At 64.4% G+C, this 21,822-nt stretch carries 19 protein-coding genes and 1 pseudogene; 6 read left to right on the top strand and 14 right to left on the bottom strand.

Annotation, left to right across the window (positions count from 1 at the left end):
• Positions 1–54 precede the first annotated feature (54 nt).
• Both E8F20_RS11365 and potE read right to left on the bottom strand, forming a co-directional pair.
• Positions 55–951 carry an amino acid ABC transporter substrate-binding protein gene (locus E8F20_RS11365; protein ID WP_280283810.1) on the bottom strand — a complete coding sequence of 299 codons (897 nt, stop codon included), beginning with the start codon at positions 949–951 and terminating at the stop codon, positions 55–57.
• Entirely contained in the window at positions 948–2,297 is a 1,350-nt protein-coding gene (gene potE, locus E8F20_RS11360) for a putrescine-ornithine antiporter (RefSeq protein WP_280283809.1), read from the bottom strand. Before potE ends, E8F20_RS11365 begins: the two co-directional genes overlap by 4 nt.
• 112 nt (positions 2,298–2,409) lie before the next feature.
• On the opposite strand from potE, the gene E8F20_RS11355 reads away from it, so the two are divergent.
• Entirely contained in the window at positions 2,410–3,042 is a 633-nt protein-coding gene (locus tag E8F20_RS11355) for a class I SAM-dependent methyltransferase (protein ID WP_280283808.1), read from the top strand.
• A 164-nt stretch (positions 3,043–3,206) separates the two neighbouring features.
• Here E8F20_RS11355 and E8F20_RS11350 read toward each other — a convergent pair whose 3' ends face one another.
• Positions 3,207–3,449, bottom strand: a complete 243-nt coding sequence (locus E8F20_RS11350) for a hypothetical protein (RefSeq protein WP_280283807.1) — start codon at positions 3,447–3,449, stop codon at positions 3,207–3,209.
• Between the two features lie 182 nt (positions 3,450–3,631).
• Here E8F20_RS11350 and E8F20_RS11345 point away from each other — a divergent pair.
• Both E8F20_RS11345 and E8F20_RS11340 read left to right on the top strand, forming a co-directional pair.
• Positions 3,632–3,712, top strand: a pseudogene (locus E8F20_RS11345) (GntR family transcriptional regulator); the annotation flags it as partial.
• A gap of 28 nt (positions 3,713–3,740) precedes the next feature.
• The gene (locus E8F20_RS11340; RefSeq protein WP_280283806.1) at positions 3,741–5,015 is read left to right on the top strand and encodes a CynX/NimT family MFS transporter; all 1,275 of its coding nucleotides are present in this window, start codon (positions 3,741–3,743) and stop codon (positions 5,013–5,015) included.
• 126 nt (positions 5,016–5,141) lie between these two features.
• Here E8F20_RS11340 and E8F20_RS11335 read toward each other — a convergent pair whose 3' ends face one another.
• Entirely contained in the window at positions 5,142–6,074 is a 933-nt protein-coding gene (locus E8F20_RS11335) for a LysR family transcriptional regulator (protein WP_280283805.1), read from the bottom strand.
• Positions 6,075–6,194: 120 nt separating this feature from the next.
• Between E8F20_RS11335 and E8F20_RS11330 the strand changes: the two genes are divergently transcribed.
• A complete protein-coding gene (locus E8F20_RS11330) occupies positions 6,195–6,944 on the top strand; it encodes a 3-oxoacyl-ACP reductase family protein (RefSeq protein WP_280283804.1) in 750 nt (249 codons plus the stop codon).
• Between the two features lie 107 nt (positions 6,945–7,051).
• On the opposite strand, the gene E8F20_RS11325 is transcribed toward E8F20_RS11330, so the two are convergent.
• The 10 genes from E8F20_RS11325 to E8F20_RS11280 all read right to left on the bottom strand — a co-directional run bounded on the left by E8F20_RS11325 (position 7,052) and on the right by E8F20_RS11280 (position 18,791).
• Positions 7,052–7,975, bottom strand: a complete 924-nt coding sequence (locus tag E8F20_RS11325; RefSeq protein ID WP_280283803.1) for an aldo/keto reductase — start codon at positions 7,973–7,975, stop codon at positions 7,052–7,054.
• Positions 7,972–9,264: an MFS transporter gene (locus E8F20_RS11320; RefSeq protein WP_280283802.1), complete on the bottom strand. Its 1,293-nt coding sequence runs from the start codon at positions 9,262–9,264 to the stop codon at positions 7,972–7,974. Before E8F20_RS11320 ends, E8F20_RS11325 begins: the two co-directional genes overlap by 4 nt.
• A gap of 190 nt (positions 9,265–9,454) precedes the next feature.
• A complete protein-coding gene (locus E8F20_RS11315) occupies positions 9,455–10,777 on the bottom strand; it encodes a sigma-54 dependent transcriptional regulator (protein WP_280283801.1) in 1,323 nt (440 codons plus the stop codon).
• Positions 10,774–12,687 carry a sensor histidine kinase gene (locus E8F20_RS11310; protein WP_280283848.1) on the bottom strand — a complete coding sequence of 638 codons (1,914 nt, stop codon included), beginning with the start codon at positions 12,685–12,687 and terminating at the stop codon, positions 10,774–10,776. The genes E8F20_RS11315 and E8F20_RS11310 overlap by 4 nt, the downstream gene beginning before the upstream one ends.
• 128 nt (positions 12,688–12,815) lie before the next feature.
• A complete protein-coding gene (locus tag E8F20_RS11305; protein ID WP_028630926.1) occupies positions 12,816–13,550 on the bottom strand; it encodes an amino acid ABC transporter ATP-binding protein in 735 nt (244 codons plus the stop codon).
• Complete coding sequence (locus tag E8F20_RS11300; protein WP_280283800.1) at positions 13,547–14,215, bottom strand: amino acid ABC transporter permease; 669 nt, start codon at positions 14,213–14,215, stop codon at positions 13,547–13,549. The genes E8F20_RS11305 and E8F20_RS11300 overlap by 4 nt, the downstream gene beginning before the upstream one ends.
• On the bottom strand, positions 14,212–14,958 hold the full coding sequence (locus tag E8F20_RS11295; RefSeq protein WP_280283799.1) for an amino acid ABC transporter permease: 747 nt from the start codon (positions 14,956–14,958) through the stop codon (positions 14,212–14,214). The genes E8F20_RS11300 and E8F20_RS11295 overlap by 4 nt, the downstream gene beginning before the upstream one ends.
• Before the next feature lie 206 nt (positions 14,959–15,164).
• On the bottom strand, positions 15,165–16,073 hold the full coding sequence (locus E8F20_RS11290) for a glutamate/aspartate ABC transporter substrate-binding protein (protein WP_280283798.1): 909 nt from the start codon (positions 16,071–16,073) through the stop codon (positions 15,165–15,167).
• Positions 16,074–16,359: 286 nt separating this feature from the next.
• A complete protein-coding gene (locus E8F20_RS11285) occupies positions 16,360–17,244 on the bottom strand; it encodes an SDR family NAD(P)-dependent oxidoreductase (protein WP_280283797.1) in 885 nt (294 codons plus the stop codon).
• Entirely contained in the window at positions 17,241–18,791 is a 1,551-nt protein-coding gene (locus E8F20_RS11280) for an NAD(P)/FAD-dependent oxidoreductase (protein ID WP_280283796.1), read from the bottom strand. The genes E8F20_RS11285 and E8F20_RS11280 overlap by 4 nt, the downstream gene beginning before the upstream one ends.
• A 115-nt stretch (positions 18,792–18,906) precedes the next feature.
• Between E8F20_RS11280 and E8F20_RS11275 the strand changes: the two genes are divergently transcribed.
• Together E8F20_RS11275 and E8F20_RS11270 are read left to right on the top strand one after the other, a co-directional pair.
• Entirely contained in the window at positions 18,907–19,614 is a 708-nt protein-coding gene (locus E8F20_RS11275) for a TetR family transcriptional regulator (RefSeq protein WP_280283795.1), read from the top strand.
• 583 nt (positions 19,615–20,197) lie between these two features.
• Positions 20,198–21,822 (top strand): phospholipase (locus E8F20_RS11270; protein WP_280283794.1); only part of this gene is annotated, 1,625 nt, incomplete at its 3' end.

Genomic DNA, 21,822 nt, shown 5'->3' with positions numbered 1-21,822 from the left:
GGCAGAGAGTATGCGGGCAGGATATCGCCCGCATCCCGACTCTTGCTGTCGAATTCAGCGGCGCGAATACACCTTGAAGAGTGTCTGGTCCAGCTCGCTCGGGGCGCCGAAGTAGCGGGTATAGAGCGGTACGATGTCACCGGAGCGATAGAGCTGGCTCAGCGCCGTATCCACTTGCAGGCGAAAGTCCTCGTCGCCACGGGCCATGGCCATGGATACCGGCTCGAACTCGAAGCGGCGGTCCAGCACCATCAGGTTGGTGTTGGCCGTGTCCCGTGCCACCAGGCTGCGCAGGATCATCTGGTTGGAGAAGAATGCGTCCACCTTGCCGCTGGCCACATGCTCCACGCCCTCGGCCGGACTGGTCACGGTCTCCAGGGTGATCTGCACCTTCAGTAGACGCAGCCTCTCCCGCGCCCACTCTTCCACCAGCGTCCCGCCCTGCACCGCGAAGCGGTGGGCCGCAAGACCACGATTGAGGGTGGCACGCCAGGTGGGGCCGGTTTGTTCCACCTCGCCATTGAGCACTCTGACCAGCGACAGCGGGGCGTTCTTGCGCAGCACCACGCCGATGCCCGCGGTGTACACCGGCAGCGAGAAGGCCAGGTTCTGCCGACGCTTCAACGTTTCCACCATAGGGCTGCAGAGCAGGTCCACACCGGTTTCCTGCACGACGTCCAGGGCCTTGTCCGGCGCCAGGGGTACGAAGCGCACCTTGAGTGTGGCCAAGCCAGGAAGGGTACGCAGTTGCTCGGCGACTTTCTGGCACAGGTCGATGGCGTAGCCGGAAGCGCCTTCTCCCTCGTCCGAGGAGAACGGCGGCTGGTCCGGCAAGTAGCCGAGGGTGAGGGTGCCGCTGGCGCGGATGCGGTCCAGGGTCTGGGCCGGGGCCAGTGACGGTAGCAACAGCGTCACTATCAGGGGCAGCCAAAGCGTTGCTTTCCGGTTCATGCCTTATCCTCCAGACCGAGGGCGCGAGCCCGCGCGGCGCGCTCTTCCAGGAAGCGGTCGGCGATGTAGCCGAACATCAGGTAGCCCACGGCGGTGACGATCATGCCGCCGAACACCGCTTCCGTCCCCGAGGCGTAGAGCGCATAGAAGCTGTAGGCCATCGCGATGAGCAGCACCACTACGTTGCGGTGGTGCGGGAAACCCGTCACGCCGGCCTTCTGCATGATGACCAGCAGCGCCGAAAGCGAGGTGATGTAGGGAATGATGTTGGTCACGGCCGCCAGGTTGACCAGCTTGCCGAACTGCTCCGAGGCATTGGGCGAGATGGTCGAGATCGCCATGCCGCTCTGCAGAACGGCATTGGCGATCAGCCCGGCGACAGGGGCGCCCAGCAGCGTGACCTTGGCAAACAGCGTCGGAAACATTTTCTGGTCGGCGGTGACCTTGGCGGTCTGCGCCAGGGTGAATTGCCAACCCAGTAGCGAGCCGACGCAGGCCATCACCGCCAGGCCCATGATCAGGTCACCCACCAGCGGGTTGAACATCTTCGCGTAGACGAAGGCGAAGGGAGCGCTGGAGTTGGCCAGTTCGGGGTTGGGCACGATGCCCATGATCACCGAGGTGGAGAGCACGTAGACCACCGCCGCGCCCAGCGTGCCCATCAGGCAGGCCAGCGGCACATTGCGCTTGGGGTTCTCCACGGCATCGGAGTTCTGCGCCGCGGACTCCATGCCGAGGAAGGCCCAGAGGGTCAGCGGAATGCTCTGGGTGATGGCGTCGTTGGTGGCGATGCCGTTGGGGTTCCAGGCCGCCCTGAAGATATCCGGGTCGAACCAGAACCAGCCGATCACTGACAGCCCCGCCACCGGGATGATCACCCCCCAGACCGTGATCGATCCGATATGACCGGTGATTTTCGGTCCGCCGAAGTTGGCCAGGGTGGTCAGCCAGATCAGCCCCACGGCGCCGATGAACAGTGGGATTGCACCGGAACCCAGCCAGGGGAAGAAGGGTGTCAGGTAACCCACGGCAGAAATGGCGATGGCCACGTTGCCGATGGCCAGCGAGAGGAAGTACAGGTAGGAACAGAGGAAGAAGGCCGACTTGCCGTGGGCTTCCTCCGTGTACGCCGACATCCCGCCTGAACGGGCGCAAAATATGCCGCACTGGGCGAAGCAGTAAGCGATGGCCATGGAGCCTATCGCCGTGATGATCCAGGACAGCAGGGAGATCGCTCCCAACTGGGCCATGCTGGAGGGCAGCATGATGATGCCGGAGCCCATCATGTTCACCGCCACCAGGGTGGTGAGTGCGGTCAGGCTCATTTTCTTGCCGGAGACGGCCATGTCTGGCTCCTTGCTGGAAAGGCGTATCCAGAACGATAGGCTGCTCCCGGCATAGTTGCTGCCGGCCAGGGAGTAGAATTACTTTCCTGCACTATCCCGTCCCGAGTCGCCCATGCCCCTGAAGCCCGAAGACCTCGCCAGCATCACCGCCATTACCCTCGACGACTACAACCGCAACGCCGAAGGCTTCCGCGAAGGCACTCGCGACCACGACGTGAGCCAGAACATCGAGGCGATGCTGCGGCATATCCGGGGACGCGCGCCGTTCACCATCCTCGACTTCGGCTGTGGTCCCGGCCGCGACCTGCAAACCTTCACCCGTCTGGGCCATTGCGCCGTCGGCCTGGACGGCGCGGAAAGCTTCGTTGCCATGGCGCGTGCTGACTCCGGTTGCGAAGTCTGGCACCAGGACTTCCTCGCCCTCGACCTGCCTGCCAGCCGCTTCGACGGCATCTTCGCCAACGCCAGCCTGTTTCATGTCCCGCGCCAGGAACTGCCCCGCGTCCTGCGCCAACTGCACGCCACCCTGAAACCCGGCGGCGTGCTCTTCAGCTCCAACCCGCGCGGGCAGAACGACGAAGGCTGGAACGGCAGCCGCTACGGCGCCTGGCACGACTACGAAAGCTGGAAAGCCCTGCTGGAAGCGGCCGGCTTCGAAGCCGTGGAGCACTACTACCGGCCAGCAGGCCTGCCGCGTGAGCAGCAGCCATGGTTGGCGAGTGTGTGGCGCAAGAGCGCTCGGTAGGGGCTTGCAATCGTAGGTTGCGGCTGAGCTCCGCGAAGCCCAACGTTTACGGTCACGTCCACGCGTTGGGCTTCGTTCCTCTGCTCAACCTAAGGCAGGCGGCAGGCCTGCTTGGCGAATGAATTGGCCCCCACAGTGAGCCCTGTCAGGCTCGAGTAGAGACTTCAACCTTTGCGCGGCAATTGCTTCGGCAGGTCTTTTCCGGCCGCGGGCACCTTCGGCTGGTTGAGGGCTTGGCGCACCTTCTCGTAGTCGTCGTAGGGCAGGCCGGCGCGGCTGAGCATTTCCAGGGCGAACTGCTTCACCTCGGCATCGGTGTAGGGGCGTTGCTCGGGTTCGGGTTGGCTGGCGCATCCGCTGAGGATCAGTGCTATTGCGGCCAGCGCAAGGATGTGTGCGTGTTTCATGGGGTGGCCCCGAGCGGTGTGTGGTTCAGAGCGCGCAGGCTACCAATGGCCGGGGAGGGGGAAAAATCATCCCCACCGATAATGACTATTTCGTTACTCGCAAGTATGGCGGTTGCAGTGAATTACTTAGGGAGCTAACCTTTTCGACTTCACCTCCCAGAGCATACCGGTGGGCCCTTCATCTGCACCCTGTGCTGCGGGACGCCATCGAACGACAAGACGCGAATGCCGCCGCTGCGGCGAACCGCGCGTTGCTGATCTGACCTCGTCCCCTTTCTGGAACTGCCTTGAATGAATGCCCCGAATCCCCTGGATGACGCCAAGCCGGTTTGCCCGCCGGAAGAGCTGCTCATCGACGCCGAAGCCGACGACGAAACCCAACCCCATGCACTGCACGGCAGTACCTGGCTGCTGTTGGCGGGGCTGGTGATGGTGGCGCTGAACCTGCGCCCAGCGCTGTCGAGCCTGGCGCCAATGCTGAACATGGTGCGCGAGGCCACCGGCCTGTCAGCCACCGGTGCCGGCCTCCTGACCACCTTGCCGGTGCTCTGCCTCGGCCTGTTTGCGCCACTGGCGCCCCTGCTGGCGCGACGCCTGGGCAGCGAGCGTACGGTGCTGCTGATCCTTCTCACCCTGGCTGGCGGCATCGTGTTGCGCAGCCTGTTCCCGGTCGCCGGGCTGTTCTTCGGCAGCCTGGTGGCGGGGGCGAGCATCGGCATTATCGGCGTGCTGCTGCCGGGGATCGTCAAGCGTGATTTCCCGCATATCGCCGGGCTGATGACCGGGGTCTACACCATGGCCCTGTGCCTGGGCGCGGCGCTGGCTGCGGGCGCCACGGTGCCGCTGGCCGAGCTGCTGGACCACGCCTGGCAACCGGCGCTGGCCTTCTGGGCGCTGCCGGCGATCCTCGCCGCGCTGATCTGGCTGCCCCAAGCGCGCCAGGGCCAACTCGCCCATCGCCAGGCCTACAAGGTGACGGGCCTGTGGCGCGACCCGCTGGCCTGGCAAGTGACGCTCTACATGGGCCTGCAATCGTCCCTGGCCTACATCGTCTTTGGCTGGCTGCCGTCGATCCTGACCGACCGGGGACTTTCCGCGGTGGAGGCAGGGCTGGTGCTGTCAGGCTCGGTGATGACGCAGTTGATCAGCGCCCTTGGCGCCCCCTGGCTGGCTACCCGTGGCCGCGACCAGCGCCTGGCGGTGGTGCTGGTGATGGGCCTTACCCTGGCCGGCTTGCTGGGCATGCTCTATGCGCCGCTCACTGGCATCTGGGGCTGGGCGGTGGTGCTGGGCCTGGGGCAGGGCGGCACTTTCAGCATCGCCCTGGCGCTGATCGTGCTGCGCTCGCGGGATGCCCACGTGGCGGCCAACCTATCCGGCATGGCCCAGGGCGTGGGTTACACCCTGGCTGCAATGGGGCCGCTAATGGTGGGGGTGGTGCATGACCTGACCCACGGCTGGAGCGCGGTCGGGATCATCTTCGTCGTCATCAGCCTGGCGGCTACCGCATTCGGCCTCGGCGCCGGGCGCAACCTGCATGTGGCCGCCCGCAGCGAGCACCTCTGAGGCCCGGACCTATTCGTAGGATCTGGTAGAGCGAAGCGATACCCATCAGCGTCGGGCCCCGGTGTGGCGCGCGGGTGGAAGTGAAGAGCGACTTCCACCCTTCGCGTGGACCGTGCCAAGCCGTGCTCAGGGCCGCCAGTTGGCGTTGAACTGTTCCGCCAGCTTCTGCTGGCGGAAACGCTCGACGATGAAATCGATGAACACGCGGGTCTTGGCTGGCAGCAACTTCTGCGCGCTGAAGTAGAGGGACAGGCTACCAGTGTCCACATACCAATCCGGCAGTACGCGTTCCAACGCGCCGCGCTTGAGGTGGGGCAGGGCGTGTACCGTGCTGACCAGGGTGACGCCCAGCCCTTGAATGGCCGCATGGCAGGCGGCATCCGGGTCGGTCATGGCCATGCGTAGTTTCAGTTCGAACGTCGCCTGGCGGTCGTCGCGGGTACGCAACGGCCAGCTGCGCACTCGCCCGGTCTGGGGCGAGCGGATGAGGATGCCGTCGTGCCGGGCCAGGTCTTCCGGTGATTCGATGGCCGGGCTGCGTGCCAGGTAATCCTTGGACGCAAGTAGTACGCGGTGGGCCGGCCCCAACTGGCGGGCGATCACCCCGGGAGGCAGCTCGAAGCCGCCGCCGATGGCGGCATCGAAGCCTTCACCGATCAGGTCCACGGGGCGATTGTCGAACTGCCAGTCGGGGACGATGGCTGGGTAGCGGGCGAGAAAGTCGGCGAGGTGCGGCAGGATGTAATCGCGGCCAAAAGCGACGCCCATGCTTACCTTGAGCGTGCCTGCCGGCTGGCCCTGGCTGCTGGCGAGGTTCGCCACCGCCCCCTGGATGCTCGCCAGTCCACCACTCACTTCCGCCAGAAAGCGCTCGCCGGCCTCGGTCAGGGTCAGGCGCCGGGTGCTGCGCAGAAACAGCCGAACGCCAAGGTTGGACTCCAGCCGAGCCACATTCTTGCCCACCGCAGCGGGGGTCAAGCCCAGGCGCCGCGCGGCCTCGGCAAAGCTGCCAGCCTCGGCGGCGCGCACGAAGCACTCGATGCTGCTGAGGGTTTCCATGGGCTCTCCATAAACCATTGGTATCGACTGAATATAGCGATTGCCGGCTTATCGGTTGTGAATCGGCGCTCAATACTGGGGCCGTACTCAACCACACCCCCTAGTTCCAGGAGATCCTCAATGAGCACCCAAAAACCCCTCGAAGGCAAAGTCGCATTCATCCAGGGCGGTTCCCGCGGCATCGGTGCCGCGACTGCCAAGCGCCTGGCAAAGGAAGGCGCCGCCGTCGCCCTGACCTACGTTGCATCCGCCAGCAGCGCACTTGAAGTGGTCCAGGCCATCGAAGCCGCTGGTGGCCGCGCCATCGCCATCAAGGCGGACAGCCGCGACGAGCAGGCCATCCGCGCTGCCATCCGCCACACGGTGGAAACCTACGGCCGCCTCGACATCCTGGTGAACAATGCGGGCGTGCTGGCCGTGGCGCCCATCGAAGAGTTCAGCATCGATGACCTGGACCGTACCCTGGACGTCAACGTCCGCAGTGTGGTGATCGCCAGCCAGGAAGCCGCCCGTGTGATGGGCGAGGGCGGTCGCATCATTACCATCGGCAGCACCAATGCCGAGCGCATGCCATTTGCCGGCGGCTCGGTGTACGCCCTGAGCAAGGCGGCGGTGGCCGGCTTCACCAAGGGCCTGGCCCGTGACCTGGGGCCGCGTGGCATCACGGTCAACAACGTGCAACCGGGCCCGGTGGACACCGAGATGAACCCCGATCAGGGCGAGTTCGCCGAATCCCTCAAGCAGATCATGGCCCTGCCGCGCTATGGCCAGGCCGAGGAGATTGCCAGCTTCGTGGCCTACCTGGCCGGCCCGGAGGCGGGGTACATCACTGGCGCCAATCTGATGATCGACGGAGGCTTCTCGGCCTGAGGACGGGCGAGAAAGGCTTCCGTAATTGGATGGGATGGGCGAAATCCATGCGGACCGTGATCGATGGGTTTCGCAGGCTCTACCCATCCTACAAACGCACGTGGACCCTACGGGAGCTGAATCAGCCTGTCCCGTAGCGCCTGGTCGGGCTCTTTCCCCCGTCCGGCCTGGAGATTGTCCAGCATGTGGCGGGGGTTGCCCGTTCCGGGGATCACGCAGGTTACCGCCGGGTGGCTCAGGCAGAACTTCAGCAAGAGTTGCGGCCAACTGGTGCAGTCGTAGTCGGCAGCCCATTCCGGGAGTGGTTGCTGCAAGAGATTGCGCAGCAGGTTGCCGCCGCCGAAAGGGCGATTGACCAGCACCGCCACGCCGCGCTCCTGCGCCAGGGGCAGGATGCGCGCTTCGGCGTCGCGGTCGTTGAGGGCGTAGTTGACCTGCAGGAAGTCCAGCTTCTCGGCGCGCAGCACCTTTTCCAGTTCGCCGTAAGCGCTGGAGGTGTAGTGAGTGACGCCCAGGTAGCGGATTCGGCCTTCCTCTTTCCATTGCCGCAGCGTTGTGAGGTGCTCCTTCCAGTCCACCAGGTTGTGTACCTGCATGAGGTCGATGCGCTGGCGCTGCAGCAGGCGCATGGAATGTTGCATCTGCTTCACGCCGCCCTGACGCCCCTGGGTCCAGACCTTGGTGGCGACGAAGGCATGCTCATGGGCCTTCAGCTCGTTCAGCAAGCCGCCGATCACTTCTTCCGCCTGGCCGTACATGGGCGAGCTGTCGATCACCGAGCCGCCGGCCGCGAAGAGCGCTTCCAGTACCTTGCGACAGTCGGCCCAGGCCTCGCTGGCATCATGGGAGATGTCGAAGCCCCGGTAGGTGCCGACGCCGATCACTGGCAACTGTTCGCCGCTGGAAGGGATGGCGCGACGGTGTAATGGATGCGGCTCCAAGTCGGCGCTGAGGCTGAATGGGCTCATGGCCAGAAGTGCCGTACCCGCACTGAGGCGGAGGAATTCGGCGCGGGTGATACCGGTTCTCATGGCTTGGCCTCCTGTGGGCTTGCCGAGGATTCAGTGTGCTCGTGCCGCACGCCCAGGCGCCAGCCCAGTACGGACCAGACCACGGCTACGCCTGCGCCAACCAGCGCCACCGTGGCGGCAGCAAGGCCGATGCCGATGAGCAGCGTGTTGAGCCAGGCGCTGAGGGCGTCGCCTCCGCGATAGACCACGGTGTCGATGAAGTTCTTCGCCCGGTACTTCTGCTGGGCGCCGAGCGGTACGAAGAGCATTTCCCGCCCCGGCCGAATGAAGGCGTACTCGCCCACGCGACGCAGCACCATCACCCCGGCCAACACGGCGAATTGCGGCTGCAACGCCAGGGCCAGAAAGCCCAGGGCGACCAGCAGCGGCACCACTGCCAACAGGGCGCCAACGCCGAATCGCTGGGCCACGCGCCCGGCGACGAAGAGCTGGCAGATCAGGGATAGCGACTGCACGCTGAAGTCGATCAGGGCGAATACGCGGACCTGCTGTCGACTGTCCGGGAACAGCGCTGCCACCAGCCGTGCCTGCTCGAAGTAGAGGAACGTGCTGGTGCAGGACAGCAGCAGGACGAAGGCGCAAATACCCAGCAAATAGGGAGAGCCCAGCACCAGGCTGATACCAGAGAAGGGATTGCCGGGCACCGGGCGCTCCGGTGGTTCGCTTTCTGCGCCGGGCCTTCCTGCCCCACCGATACCGCGCCAGGTCATCAGGAAGCGGCGCAGGGCCAGGGTCGGCAGCAGGAGCAGGGCGGCCAAGGCCAGCAGCCCTGCCGTGCCCAGTGGCCCAACCAGCAGTCCGCCCAGTACAGGACCGAGCAACCCGCCCAGGCTGGCTCCGGCGGCGATGGAGGGGAAGAGGCGTTTGGACTGGCGCCGATCGAACACATCCGCCAGCAGGCTCCAGGCCAGCGACACCACGAACAGGTTGTAGACCGACAGCCAGACATAGAAGGCCCGCGCCACCCACAGCGGGTCCGGCGTGCGCCACAGGAGCCAGGCGAAGCCCAGCAGGTTGCTGGCGAAGAACAGGTAGACGCAGTCGAGGAACAGCCGTCGCGGTACCCGTGCGTTCAACCAGCCATAGGCCGGCACCGCCAGCAGCATGACGACGAAGGTGGCGCTGAACAGCCATTGCAGGTTCTCGACACCGCCGGCAATGCCCATGGTTTCGCGCACCGGCCGCAGCATGAAGTAGCCGCCGAACAGGCACAGCAGCAGGGCGAAGGCGGCCAGGGCCGGGGCCAGTTCACCGGCCCTGGCATGGATGGCGCGGTGCAGGAGGGACATGGTGGTGGTTCGTGTGGGGTGGTCTGGTGGTTTTAGACCATGGGGAGGCGGGAGTCGCTTTTCTGTGGGGGCGATTTCAATCGCTACGCAGACCGCAGGTCTGCCATTCGGGATCTGGTGGGGGCAGCTGTGCTGCCCTTAGCGAATGAATTCGCCCCCACAAGGTTCAGCCCGCCCCCGGGGGGCTCGATCAAAGCCCGTACTTCTTCACCTTGTCGAACAGTGTGGTCTTGGCCATGCCCAAGGCAATGCAGGCCTGGCTGAGGTTGCCACCATGGCGTTCGAGGGCGGCGCTGAGCAGGGATTTCTCGAAGGCTTCCACCGCTTCTGCAAAGCGGGGATCGTTGCCGTCCGGGGTCTGGCTGCTCTTCTTGAATACTGGTAGCCCGAGGGCAAAGCGTTCGGCGACGTTGCGCAGCTCGCGCACGTTGCCCGGCCAGTCGTGGGCCATCAACGCCGAAACGGTGGCGTTGTCCAGCTCGGGGACAGCGCGATCGAATCGCAGGGAAGAGAGCTGCAGGAAGTGCTCGAACAGCAGCAGGATGTCTTCGCGGCGATCACGCAGTGGCGGCAGTTCCAGGGTAACCACGTTCAGTCGGTAATAGAGGTCGCTACGGAAGCGCCCAGCCTTGCCTTCCTCGTCCAGGTCGAACTTGGTAGCGGCGATGACGCGGCAGTCCACCGGGATCGACTGGTTGGAACCCAGGCGCTCCAGGGTCTGTTCCTGCAGCACGCGGAGGAACTTGATCTGCAGGTTGATCGGCATGCTCTCGATCTCGTCGAGGAACAGGGTGCCCTGGTGGGCGTGCTCGATCTTGCCGATGCGGCGCTTGCCGGCGCCGGTGAAGGCGTGGGCTTCGTGGCCGAAGATTTCGCTGTCGAAGAGGTTTTCCGGCAGGCCGCCGCAGTTGAGGGCGACGAACTGTTTGGTCTGGCGCCGGCTGTAGTCGTGCAGGCAGCGGGCGACCAGCTCCTTGCCGGTACCGGTTTCGCCTTCGATCAGCACATTGGCCGAAGTGTCGGCAACATTGGCGATCAGTTCGCGCAGGGCCTGGATGGCCGACGAGCGGCCGATGATGCGTTGCTCCAGGGCGTGCCGGCCGGCCAACTGGCGACGCAGGTTCGTCACTTCCCGGGCCAGGGCGCGTTGCTCCAGGGCGCGGCGCGCGACGTCCACCAGGCGCTCGGGGGAGAAAGGCTTCTCCATGAAGTCGTAGGCGCCGTCACGCATCGCTTGCACCGCCATGGAGATGTCGCCATGGCCGGTAATGAGGACCACTGGCAGGCTGCGGTCGCGACTCTTCAGGCGTTCGAGCAGGGTCAGGCCATCCATGCCGGGCAGGCGGATGTCGCTGATGACGATGCCGGCGAAGTCCTCGCCGATTTTCTGCAGGGCTTGCTCGGCGCTGCTGACGCCGATGCTGGGAATGTCCTCCAGGGCCAGGGCCTGCTGGCAACCCATCAGTACGTGGGGGTCGTCTTCGACGATGAGAACGCTGAGCGGCTCGGTCATGGGGCGGGGCTCGCGGGGGATCCTTCAGGGCTTTCCATGCGTGGCAGGCAGAGCTCGAAGGCAGTGCCGCCGGTATCCGGGTGGTGCGCCGCCAGGCTGCCGCCAGCGGCGGTGGCGAGGCTGGCGGAGAGGGTCAGGCCGAGGCCCAGGCCGTGCTCGCCGGGCTTGGTGGTGAAGAACGGCTCGAACAGGTGCACGCGGTTGGCCGGGTCGATGCCGGGGCCGTTGTCGCGCACCTGAATCCGGTATTTGCCGCCATCGATCTGGCCGCTGAGCCAGAGTTGACAATCGGATTGGCCGCTCATTGCATCCAGGGCGTTGGCGATGAGGTTGACCAGGATCTGTTCCAGGCGGGTCTGGTCGATGGCGAGCAACTCGTCGGCAAAGTCCCGGTGCAGGGTCAGCGGCGTGCGCTCCAGGCGGGATTGCAGGAGGAACAGTGCGGCATCCACCGCCTTGCCCAGGCGTGCCTGGCCGTGGTCGTCGGAGCGCCGTGCAAAGGCGCGCAGGCTGGCAGTGATTCGGCCCATGCGGTCGACCAGTTCGTTGATCGCCGCCAGGTTGGTGCTGGCGGTGTCCAGGGCGCCGCGCGCCAGGAAGCGCACGGTGTTGCCGGAGAGGGTGCGCAGGGCGGCGAGCGGCTGGTTGAGCTCGTGGGCGATGCTGGTGGACATCTGCCCGATCACCGCCAGTTTTCCGGCCTGGACCAGTCCGTCCTGCGCTTTGCGCAGGTTGTCTTCGGTCTGTTTGCGTTCGCGGATCTCCGCTAGCAGCCGGCTGTTGCTGGCGCGCAGGTCCTGGGTGCGTTCGGCGATCTTGCGTTCCAGTTCGTTGTTGGCCGCCAGCAATGCTTCACGAGCGGCCAGACGGGTCGCGATGACCTTGCGCCGCTCGTTCCAGGCGATGAGCAGGAAGGCCAGCAGGGCGAAGCCGACGGCGGCGAGCATGCCCTGGATCACCGCTTCGCGGCGCAAGTCGGCCAGTGGGGAAAGCAGGGTGAAGTGCCAGGGCGTGTCGTTGAGGGTGCGGGTCTGGGCCAGGTAGGCGATTTCTCCCTCCGCCTCGCCCTGGGGGCCGCTGGCGGCGAAGCTGATGGCTTCCAGGCCCTCGCCCAGCACCTGGCGGGTGCGTGGTTCCCATTCATTCAGCGCCCACCAGTAGTACTGCAGGCTGCGCGCCAGGCGCTCCTTGTCTTCGGCCGAAAGCGGGCGCACGGCCTTCATGCGCAGGGCCGGGTCGCTGGAAAGGATGATGATGCCGTTCTCGTCGCTGACGAAGGCTTGCAGGCGGGCCTTTTCCCAACGCTCCTGCAGGGCTTCGAGCTTTACCTTGACCACGGCGACGCCAATGATCCGGCCCTGGTAGCGCAGGCCGTGGGCCAGGTAGTAACCGGCCTCGCCGGTGGTGCTGCCAATACCGTAGAAGCGGCCGGGGCGGCCGTGTATGGCTTCCTCGAAATAGGCGCGGAAGGACAGGTCCTCGCCCAGGTAACTGTCGCTGTCGCGCCAGTTGCTGGTGGCCAGGACGCGGCCGCTGGTGTCCAGCAGGTAGATGGCGCGGGCGCCGCTTCTGCGATTCAGGCCTTCGAGGTAATCGTTGACCAGATTGCGCCGATAGGGCGTGGGGTTGAGCAGCAGGTGGCTGACGCTGGACTCCAGCTCCAGCAGGCTGGGCAGGTAGGTGTAGCGGTTGATCTCGCTTTCCACGGCGCGGGCGTGGAGCTCCAGCTGGCGCTCGCCGTTTTCCCGCAGATGACGGATGCCCGACTCCTCACTGAGGTGATAGCCGACGTAGCCGAAGCCCAGCATGCACAGGAGCAGCAGCAGGAATAGCAAGGAGTGGCGAAGCAGGCGCGGTTTCACGGTCAATGCGGGCGGTACGGCGCGGAGGCTGGCGGTAGGGCATTGCATCATAGACATCCGGGCCGTTCCAGTCGGCACCACGTGCGGGTGCCGAATGGTGGAGTGGGGCCGTAGGAGCCAGCTTGCTGGCGAAGTGCTCGGGGCCATTCGCGAGCAAGCTCGCTCCTACAGGTGCATCAGTGCTGGAGGATCTTCGCGAGGAACTGCTGGGCGCGGTCGGAGCGGGCGTTGACGTCCCCGAAGAACTCGGTTTTGGCGCAGTCTTCGACGATCTGCCCGCGATCCATGAAGATCACGCGGTCCGCGACCTTGCGGGCGAAGCCCATCTCGTGGGTCACGCACATCATGGTCATGCCTTCCTGGGCCAGCTCGACCATCACGTCGAGCACTTCGTTGACCATTTCCGGGTCCAGTGCCGAAGTGGGCTCGTCGAACAGCATTACCACCGGGTCCATGGCCAGGGCGCGGGCAATGGCGACGCGCTGCTGCTGGCCACCGGAGAGCTGGCCGGGGTGCTTGTGGGCATGGGCCTTGAGGCCGACGCGGTCGAGCAGCTTCAGGCCCTTGTCCATGGCCTCGTCCTTGCCACGGCCGAGCACTTTGGTCTGGGCGATGGTCAGGTTCTCGGTGATGGACAGGTGCGGGAACAGCTCGAAGTGCTGGAACACCATGCCGACGCGGGAGCGCAGCTTGGGCAGGTTGGTGGCCTTGTCGGCGATGGAGGTGCCGTCGACCACGATGTCGCCCTTCTGGAAGGGCTCCAGGGCGTTCACGCACTTGATCAGGGTGGATTTGCCCGAGCCGGACGGGCCGCACACCACCACGACTTCACCCTTCTTCACTTCGGTGCTGCAGTCGGTCAGCACCTGGAAGTCCCCATACCACTTGTTGACGTTCTTGATGGAAATCATACGGCTAACCTTTTCTGCAGGAGTTTGACCAGCTGGGAAGCGATGAAGCTGACGCTGAAGTACACGAGGCCAGCGAAGATGAGGAACTCATGGGGCTGGCCGATGATGTCGCCGCGGGAGCGGGCGGCGTTGAGGAAGTCCATCAGGCCCACGGTGTAAACCAGCGAGGTGTCCTGGAACAGGATGATGCTCTGCTGCAGCAGCAGCGGGGTCATCTTGCGGAAGGCCTGGGGCAGGATGATCAGTCGCATGCACTGGCCGTAGGTCATGCCCAGCGCCTGTGCCGCTCCCATCTGGCCCTTGGGGATGGCCTGGATGCCAGCGCGGACGATTTCGCAGAAGTACGCCGCCTCGAACATCATGAAGGCGACCAGGCACGAGGTGAACGCGCCTACCGGAGTGTCTTCGCCGGTGATCGCCCGCAGCAGGAAGGGCACCGCGAAGTAGAACCAGGTGATCACCAGCAGCAGCGGGATGGAGCGGAAGTAGTTGACGTACAGCCCGGCCACTTTCGACAGCATCGGGTTGTGCGACAGGCGCATGAGGGCCAGTACCGTACCCAGGGCGACGCCACCGAACACACTCAGCAGCATCAGCTTGAGGGTCATCAGCAGGCCGTCGGCCAGACCCGGCAGGGCGGGGATGATTGCGCTGAAATCCATCATTTACCCCCTACGGAGATCAGGCCGGGCACCGCCACTTTCCGTTCCACCGTGCGCATGATCAGCATCAGGCTCATGTTCAGGGTGAAGTAGATCAGGGTGGCCAGGGTGAAGGCTTCGAACAGGTTCGCGGAGAACTCGGCGGTCTGCTTGGTCTGCGCCAGCAGTTCCATCAGGCCGATCAGAGATGCCACCGAGGAGTTCTTGAAGATGTTGAGGAACTCGCTGGTGAGCGGCGGAATGATGATGCGGAAGGCCTGGGGCAGCAGCACGTAGCGGTAGATCTGCGGCAGGCGGAAGCCCATGGCGCGGGCGGCGCCGAGCTGGCCCTTGGGCAATGCCTGGATACCGGTGCGCACTTGCTCGCAAACGCGTGCGGCGGTGAACAGGCCGAGGCAGACCACCACGCTGAGATAGGCCGAGGTGGCTGGGTTGAGGTCCTGCTTGAACCAGATTTCCAGCGGCTCGGGCAAGAGGTCCGGCACCAGGAAGTACCAGAGGAACAGCTGCACCAGCAGCGGCACGTTGCGGAAGACTTCCACGTAGAAGGTAGCGATGCCGGATACCCAGCGGTTCGGTACGGTGCGCATCACGCCGAGCAAGGAGCCCAGCAGCAAGGCGATGATCCAGCCCGCCAGGGCGATGGCGATGGTCCAGCCCAGGCCGGTGACGAACCAGTCCAGGTAGATTTCGCTGCCGATCCCGGTGGACTTGAAGAACACGCCCCAGTCCCAGTTGTAATTCATCAGGGTTGTCCCCTATCAGGTCGATCTGTCTGCGGTTGAGGGCAGTAGAAGGGGGGAGGCTGAAAAGTGAGCGGCGAGTTTTCCACCGACTCTGGACAGCCCCCTCTCCCTCTGGGAGAGGGCTGGGGTGAGGGAAGCCCGACTGCGCGCGGCCTCCAACACCCTCATCCCCAACCCCTCTCCCGGAGGGAGAGGGGCGCAAGGCGTCAGATTTCTTCGGCTGACTTGTCGGTGGGGTTGGCCACGAGCTTCTTCAGCTCGTCGCTCATGGGGAAGTTCAGGTTCAGGCCCTTCGGCGGGATCGGCTGGGTGAACCACTTTTCATAGATGCCGTTGATTTCGCCAGAGGCGAAGGTGTCGGCAATGGCTTTGTCGACCACTTTCTTGAAGGGCTCGTCCCCCTTGCGAACCATGCAGCCGTAGATTTCGAAGGACTGCGGGGTGCCGGTCACGACCCAGTCATCGGGCTTCTTGGCCTTGGCCATTTCGCCGTAGAGCAGGGCGTCGTCCATCATGAAGGCCACTGCGCGGCCGGATTCCAGCATCAGGAAGGACTCGCCGTGGTCCTTGGCCGAGATGATGTTCATACCCATCTGCTTCTCGGCGTTCATGGACTTGATCAGGCGCTCGGAGGTGGTGCCGGCGGTGGTCACCACGTTCTTGCCTTTCAGGGCGTCGAATTCATTGATGCCAGCGGATTTCTTCGACAGCAGGCGGGTGCCCACTTCGAAGATGCCTACCGAGAAACCGACCTGCTTCTGGCGCTCGAGGTTGTTGGTGGTGGAGCCGCACTCCAGGTCCACGGTGCCGTTCTGCACCAGCGGGATACGGGTCTGGGAGGTCACCAGGTTGTAGCGGACCTTCAGCTCCGGCATGCCCAGTTCCTGCTTGATGGCCTCGACCACTTTCAGCTGGATGTCATGGGAGTAGCCGATGGGCTTGCCTGGCTCGGTGCCGAGGTAGGAGAAGGGAATGGAAGCGTCACGGTGACCGAGGGTAATGGTGCCGGTCTCCTTGATCTTCTTCAGGGTACCGGTCAGCTCGGCGGCAAAGGCCGGAGCACTGATCAGGGTTGCTGCGATAGCGGTGGCCAGAACCTTGGGGAGCATACGCATGAACGACAGTCCTCGATGTTGTTTGTTCTTATCGGCGCGAGTAGGAGTTCGCGTCCGTCGGGGATCTGTATTCGCAGAATGCGTGCCAGCTGTATGGTGCCTTTGATTGATAGGTAAATTATTGAAATTAAAGGATTTAATGTTGTTAGTTGGCTAACGGTAATTACGCCTTGTCCGGGGTTCCGAATATGCGCCCCGAATATCGTTCGGGTTTCCGAACGATTGAACTTGCCCCTACAGGCTGTAGTGGCGAGTTCAATCGCCAGGGTCTGCGCGGCAGTCCCGATCAATCGGCCGCCTTGGATACCTCTACCGCCCTCGGCTTGGGCGCGAACTTCGCGGCCAGGCGCATGGAGGTGGTGACCAGGCGCTGGTAGAGAGTCGGCAGCAGGCGTTGCATGCCGTCCAGGGCCCAGGCATCGGCACCGATGAGGATGCGCCGGTTGTCCTTGAGCACGCCGCGCAGGATCACCTCGGCAGCCTTGTCCGGGGTGGTGCGCAGCAGCTGATCGTTGAACTGCTGGCGGGCGCGGCTGGCTTCCTGGCCGGTGACCTTGGCCAGGCTGTCGTTCATGCGCGCGGTCTTGGCGATGTTGGTCTTGATGCCGCCTGGATGCACGCAACAGGCGGACACACCGCTGTTTTCCATGTCCAGTTCCTGGCGCAGGGACTCGGTGAATCCGCGCACGGCGAACTTGGTGGCGTTGTAGGCGCTCATGCCGGGCTGGGCGAACAGGCCGAACACGCTGGAAACGTTCACTACATGCCCCTCGCCACTGGCTTTCAGGTGCGGCAGGAAGGCCTTGGTGCCGTACACCACGCCCCAGAAGTTGATGTTCATGATCCACTCGTATTCCGAGTAGTCGCTGCCCTCCACCGTGCCGGCGTGGGCGACGCCGGCGTTGTTGAAGATCAGGTTGACGCGGCCATGGTCCAGCACCACCTGCTCGGCCCAGGCATGCACGGCGTCGCGGTCGGCGACGTCGACGCGGGTCTCGGTGACCTGAACGCCCAACTTGCGTGCCAGCGCAGCGGTTTCTGCCAAGCCGTCGGTGTTGACGTCGGCCAGCGCCAGGTGGCAGCCCTGGCGAGCCAGGGCGCAGGCGAGGGCGCGGCCGATGCCGGAACCGGCACCGGTGACAGCGGCGACTTTGTTTTCGAAGGACTTCATGCGGGCACCTCCTGGTTGGACATCTGCAGCGAGCCCTGGGCAGCGTGCGCCGGCACGCTGCGGCTGAAGTGGTAGGCCGCCGGGTCGAAATTGCGGGTCAGCAAACGGAAGCGCCAGGTGAAGCCGGGCCAGACGGTGCAGTTGCGCCCGCTTACCGGGTGCAGGTACCAGCTGATGCAGCCTCCGGCGTTCCACACGGTGTTGCCGAGGCTGCCCTGGAGCTTGCCGTTGAATTTGTCCTGCACGTCGCGCTTGACCTCCAGGCTGCGCAGGCGACGGGCGTCGAGCAGGTCGAGGGCGCCGAGCACGTAGTGGATCTGTGATTCGATCATGTAGACCATCGAGTTGTGGCCAAGCCCGGTGTTCGGGCCCATGAGGAAGAACAGGTTGGGGAAGCCGGCGGTCAGGGTGCCCTTGTAGGCCTCAGGGCCGTTCGGCCAGGTGTCCAGCAGGTCGACGCCATTGCGGCCGAAGACCACGCCACGCGGCAGCGGATCGCTGGGGGTGAAACCGGTGCCGAAGATGATGGCGTCGATCTCGCGCTCCTGACCGTCGGCGGTGACGATGCTGCTCGCGCGGATTTCGCGGATGCCGTCGGTGATCACGTCGACGTTGGGCTGGGTCAGGGCCGGGTAGTAGTCGTTGGAGATCAGCACCCGCTTGCAGCCCATGGTGTAGTCCGGGGTGACCTTGGCGCGCAGCACTGGGTCCTTGATCTTGCGCTTGATGTAGCCCTTGGCGACCAACTCGGCGAGCTTCATGACTTTCGGCGTCAGGGCGAAGCCCACTACACGGCTTTCGAGAACGGCGTAGATGGCGCCGCGCCAGAGTTTCTGCAGCAAGGGGAAACGCTTGAAACGGGAGCGCTCGCCCTCGCTGATAGCGCGGTCGGGCTTGGGCATGATCCAAGGCGCGGTGCGCTGGTAGAGGTCGAGCTGGGCGACCTGCTTCTGGATCTGTGGGACGAACTGGATGCTGGAGGCGCCGGTACCGACCACCGCGACGCGCTTGCCGGTGAGGTCATAGTCGTGATTCCACTGCTGGGAGTGGAAGCTTGCGCCCTGAAAGTTCTCCAGGCCGTTCAGGGCCGGAATCGATGGGGTGGACAGGGCGCCCATGCCGGAGACCACGAACTGCGCGCTGTAGTGGTTACCGGCGGCGTCTTCGATCTGCCATAACTCGTCCACGTCGTTCCAGGCCAGGCGGGTGATTTCGGTGTTGAGCAGGGTCTTGTCCTGCAACCGGTACTTCTCCCAGCAGCCTTCCAGGTAGGTTTTGATTTCCCCTTGCTTGGCGAACATCCGCGTCCAGTTCGGGTTCGGCTCGAAGGAGAAAGAGTAGAGGTGCGATTGCACATCGCAGCCGCAACCCGGGTAGTTGTTCACCCGCCAGGTGCCGCCGATGCCTGGCTCCTTCTCGAACATGAGGAAATCGTTCTCGCCCTTCTGCTTCAGGCGGATCGCCATGCCCAGGCCGGAGAAGCCCGAACCTATGATGGCGACCTTGCAATGGCGGTTAGCGGGGCGGGGTGAGGCTGACGCAGACATGGGCCGTGCTCCTGTTCTTATTAATTGCGGCATATACAGCTGTATACCAAAGTAGACAGATGTATACTCGCCGGCAATCCAACGCCGTCACAACCAACCTTAGGTAGGGCCAGAGATGAATTCCGTCACCGGCGACGCGCTCCAGTCGCCAGAACGTGCTACCGACGCCCCCGGCAAACGCCTGCTCATGGAGGCGGCACTGCGCCTGGGTTCCCAGAGCCGCAGCCTGGCAAATTTGGGCCTGCGGGAATTGGCGCGGGAGGCCGGCCTGAATCCCAATACCTTCTACCGCCACTTCAAGGATGTGGACGACCTTGGCCTGGCCATCATCCGCAGTATTGCCACCCAGCTGCGCCAGCCCCTGCGCGACCTGCGTCGCGAGGCGGCGGCCCGTGCCGTGCAGGGCGATGGCGGGGTGATGCCGAAACTGTTGGGCATCGACCTCGGCCGTGGCCGCCGGGTCTGTCATGAGACGGTGCAGTTGTTCTTCGATTTCGTGGACGACAATACCGAGGCTTTCGTCATCGGCGTGCGCGAACTCCACGGCGCTTCCCCGGTGCTGCGGGAAGCCTTGCGTGAGGTGATGGAAGACTTCGCCACTGATATGGCCGACGACGTCCGCGAATACAGGTTGCTGCCGGCATTGGTGGCGGAGCCTGTGGTGCGGCGTGTCTCGCGCCTGGTCAGTCGCAACCTGTTCCAGATGTCCCTGGACTACATCGGCGAACCGGAGCGCCGCGAGGCGATCCGCGCGGAGGCGGAGGAGCAGGTGCTGTTCCTGTTCACCGGTGCCAGCGTGCTGCAGGCGGTGGGGGCGGTGTAGGTGTTTTTCTGGGGTGGCGAGCTCATTCGCGAATGAATGCACCGTTAGGTTGCTTGCTGCCCTGTCCGGGTGGAAAGCCTGGGCCCCGATGAAGGGGGTGGGCGTTCTATTGGTTGGCGCGCATCCCTGCCCACCGCTTTCAGACGTCCGTCGGAAACGCCTTTCCTGCGTTTACCCGTCTCCCTGCACGAAGAAGCTCTTTTTCCAGTGTTCATTCTGAACTGGCCTGATAGCGGTTCTACGACGGCTCGCGGCAGTCTCCTGCGTTCTGTATTTACGCAGGGAAGTATCTCCGCATGCTTGACGAACTCCACCCCATCTTCGACCGCCGCCGCCACAAGCCCCGCGTTTGCAACCGTGATGCGCTGCTTGACGTGCTCGTCTTCCGGGGTAAGACGGCCAGCGTCAGTTTCCTCCCGCTACCCACACCGACGTTCTTAGCTCGCACGCGCGTGCCGCCGGCCCGGTCAGTGCGGCGCCGGCACGGGGTGATCAGTAGTTTCAATGACGAAGTGCCTACCGAACATCGCCGCGGGTACGCCGAGCTGCTCGCCAAACACCTGGGCCAGAAAGGATGTGCCCCATGAGACCCGCCAACGCCAGGCACCCCGAAATCGTCGTGCCCATCGCCCTCCAGCACACCCACGAAGCCGTCTGCAGCGCGCCCTGGTTCGTCTGCGATACCGAGTACCGGCCCTGGCCGGCCAGCTACAAGCCCCTGATCAATGGCGAGGAGGCCTTTCGTGCGGTGCACCAGGCCATCGCCAATGCCGAGCGCTCGGTCGACATCATCTGCTGGGGCTTCCAGCCTTCGATGCACTTCATCCGCGACGGCAGTGACGACCGCTGCATCGGCGTCCTGCTGGAAGAGAAGGCCCGGCAAGGCGTGCAGGTACGCATCCTGGGGTGGGAGATGCCGCTCAATGCAGCTGGGGTGGTGGGTGAAGCCAACTTGCCCGGTAAGGGCGGCCTCGCCGACCGGGCAGGGCAGACCTCCAGCGATGAGCAGTACGCCTACGACCGGCAGTGGTTCAAGCAATACGCGGTCGCCGATAACAAGGCCGCCGGCTTGGCGGATGCCCATATTCCGCTGTTCGTCAGCCGTGACTTCAGCCTGTCCGAGCGTGCGGAAATCGCCCACCAGCTCAAGCTCAAGCGCCTCGACCCGGAGCTGGCCAAACGCTCTGCCTTCACCATGCGTCACACGGTGACCCACCACCAGAAGTCCGTGCTGGTCGACTTCGAATTGCCGGAGCGGGCCATCGGCTTCGTCATGGGCCACAACATGCTTGACGAGTACTGGGACACCGACCACCACTCGGCCCTCTGCCGGCCGGATCCCAAGCGACCCGATGCGAAGACCCACGCCCCCAATCGCGGCCCTCGCGGTGCCTTGCCGCGCCAGGACATTTCCTGCCAGATCACCGGCCGGATCCTCAGGGACCTGCACCACAACTTCGCCACCGCCTGGGCCAAGGAAACCGGCGAAGACCTGTTGCGCTCACGCAACGCCGAAGAGGTGGCCGTGCAGCTGCAACCGCGCGCGGAATGCGGCACTGCACTGATGGCCCAACTGCTGCGCACCCAGGCCCAGGAACAGGGTGGGATTCGCGATATCCAGGCGGGTTACCTGAAGGCCATCAACAACGCCACCCAGTTCATCTACATCGAGAACCAGTACTTCCGTTGGCCGCCCCTGGCCGAAGCCATCAAACAGGCCGCGCAGGACCAGACCCGCGAAGGCCGCGACCCAGGGCAACACGGCAGCCTGCACCTGTTCGTGGTCACCAATGTCACGGACGAAGGCATCGGCAAAGGCACCGTCAACACCCAGCGCATGCTGGAAAGCCTCGGTCGGGCCGACACCATTCCTGTGGTCACCAAGCAGTTGCGTATCAAGAAAGCCGAAAAGGACATGCCACCCAAGCCCAGGCCCGATGGTGGCAATGACTGGCATGGCAAACAGGAGCTGGCCAAGTGGCAAGAGGCGTTGGATCGGCAGATCAAAGAGATTGAAGACGAAGACCTGATCCCCGAGCCACGCCCTGGCCTGAAGGTCCACATCTGCTCCCTGGTGGCCCCCGATTCGCCGGCCGGCAAGCCCTGGGTGCCGGTGTACATTCACTCCAAGCTGATGATCGTCAACGACGTACTCACCACCCACGGCTCGGCCAACATCAACACCCGCAGCATGCAGGTGGACAGCGA

Source organism: Pseudomonas sp. BN415 (genome assembly GCF_029871195.1).
GTDB lineage: Bacteria > Pseudomonadota > Gammaproteobacteria > Pseudomonadales > Pseudomonadaceae > Metapseudomonas > Metapseudomonas resinovorans.
Note: the sequence above shows the minus strand (reverse complement) of the source record. Positions and strands in the feature narration are given on the sequence as shown.

What these genes read in the sequence shown, in the direction of transcription:
- E8F20_RS11365 (WP_280283810.1), bottom strand. Translation starts at nt 951, where the DNA reads ATGAACCGGAAAGCAACGCTTTGGCTGCCCCTGATAGTGACGCTGTTG.
- potE (WP_280283809.1), bottom strand. Translation starts at nt 2,297, where the DNA reads ATGGCCGTCTCCGGCAAGAAAATGAGCCTGACCGCACTCACCACCCTG.
- E8F20_RS11355 (WP_280283808.1), top strand. Translation starts at nt 2,410, where the DNA reads ATGCCCCTGAAGCCCGAAGACCTCGCCAGCATCACCGCCATTACCCTC.
- E8F20_RS11350 (WP_280283807.1), bottom strand. Translation starts at nt 3,449, where the DNA reads ATGAAACACGCACACATCCTTGCGCTGGCCGCAATAGCACTGATCCTC.
- E8F20_RS11340 (WP_280283806.1), top strand. Translation starts at nt 3,741, where the DNA reads ATGAATGCCCCGAATCCCCTGGATGACGCCAAGCCGGTTTGCCCGCCG.
- E8F20_RS11335 (WP_280283805.1), bottom strand. Translation starts at nt 6,074, where the DNA reads ATGGAAACCCTCAGCAGCATCGAGTGCTTCGTGCGCGCCGCCGAGGCT.
- E8F20_RS11330 (WP_280283804.1), top strand. Translation starts at nt 6,195, where the DNA reads ATGAGCACCCAAAAACCCCTCGAAGGCAAAGTCGCATTCATCCAGGGC.
- E8F20_RS11325 (WP_280283803.1), bottom strand. Translation starts at nt 7,975, where the DNA reads ATGAGAACCGGTATCACCCGCGCCGAATTCCTCCGCCTCAGTGCGGGT.
- E8F20_RS11320 (WP_280283802.1), bottom strand. Translation starts at nt 9,264, where the DNA reads ATGTCCCTCCTGCACCGCGCCATCCATGCCAGGGCCGGTGAACTGGCC.
- E8F20_RS11315 (WP_280283801.1), bottom strand. Translation starts at nt 10,777, where the DNA reads ATGACCGAGCCGCTCAGCGTTCTCATCGTCGAAGACGACCCCCACGTA.
- E8F20_RS11310 (WP_280283848.1), bottom strand. Translation starts at nt 12,687, where the DNA reads ATGCAATGCCCTACCGCCAGCCTCCGCGCCGTACCGCCCGCATTGACC.
- E8F20_RS11305 (WP_028630926.1), bottom strand. Translation starts at nt 13,550, where the DNA reads ATGATTTCCATCAAGAACGTCAACAAGTGGTATGGGGACTTCCAGGTG.
- E8F20_RS11300 (WP_280283800.1), bottom strand. Translation starts at nt 14,215, where the DNA reads ATGATGGATTTCAGCGCAATCATCCCCGCCCTGCCGGGTCTGGCCGAC.
- E8F20_RS11295 (WP_280283799.1), bottom strand. Translation starts at nt 14,958, where the DNA reads ATGAATTACAACTGGGACTGGGGCGTGTTCTTCAAGTCCACCGGGATC.
- E8F20_RS11290 (WP_280283798.1), bottom strand. Translation starts at nt 16,073, where the DNA reads ATGCGTATGCTCCCCAAGGTTCTGGCCACCGCTATCGCAGCAACCCTG.
- E8F20_RS11285 (WP_280283797.1), bottom strand. Translation starts at nt 17,244, where the DNA reads ATGAAGTCCTTCGAAAACAAAGTCGCCGCTGTCACCGGTGCCGGTTCC.
- E8F20_RS11280 (WP_280283796.1), bottom strand. Translation starts at nt 18,791, where the DNA reads ATGTCTGCGTCAGCCTCACCCCGCCCCGCTAACCGCCATTGCAAGGTC.
- E8F20_RS11275 (WP_280283795.1), top strand. Translation starts at nt 18,907, where the DNA reads ATGAATTCCGTCACCGGCGACGCGCTCCAGTCGCCAGAACGTGCTACC.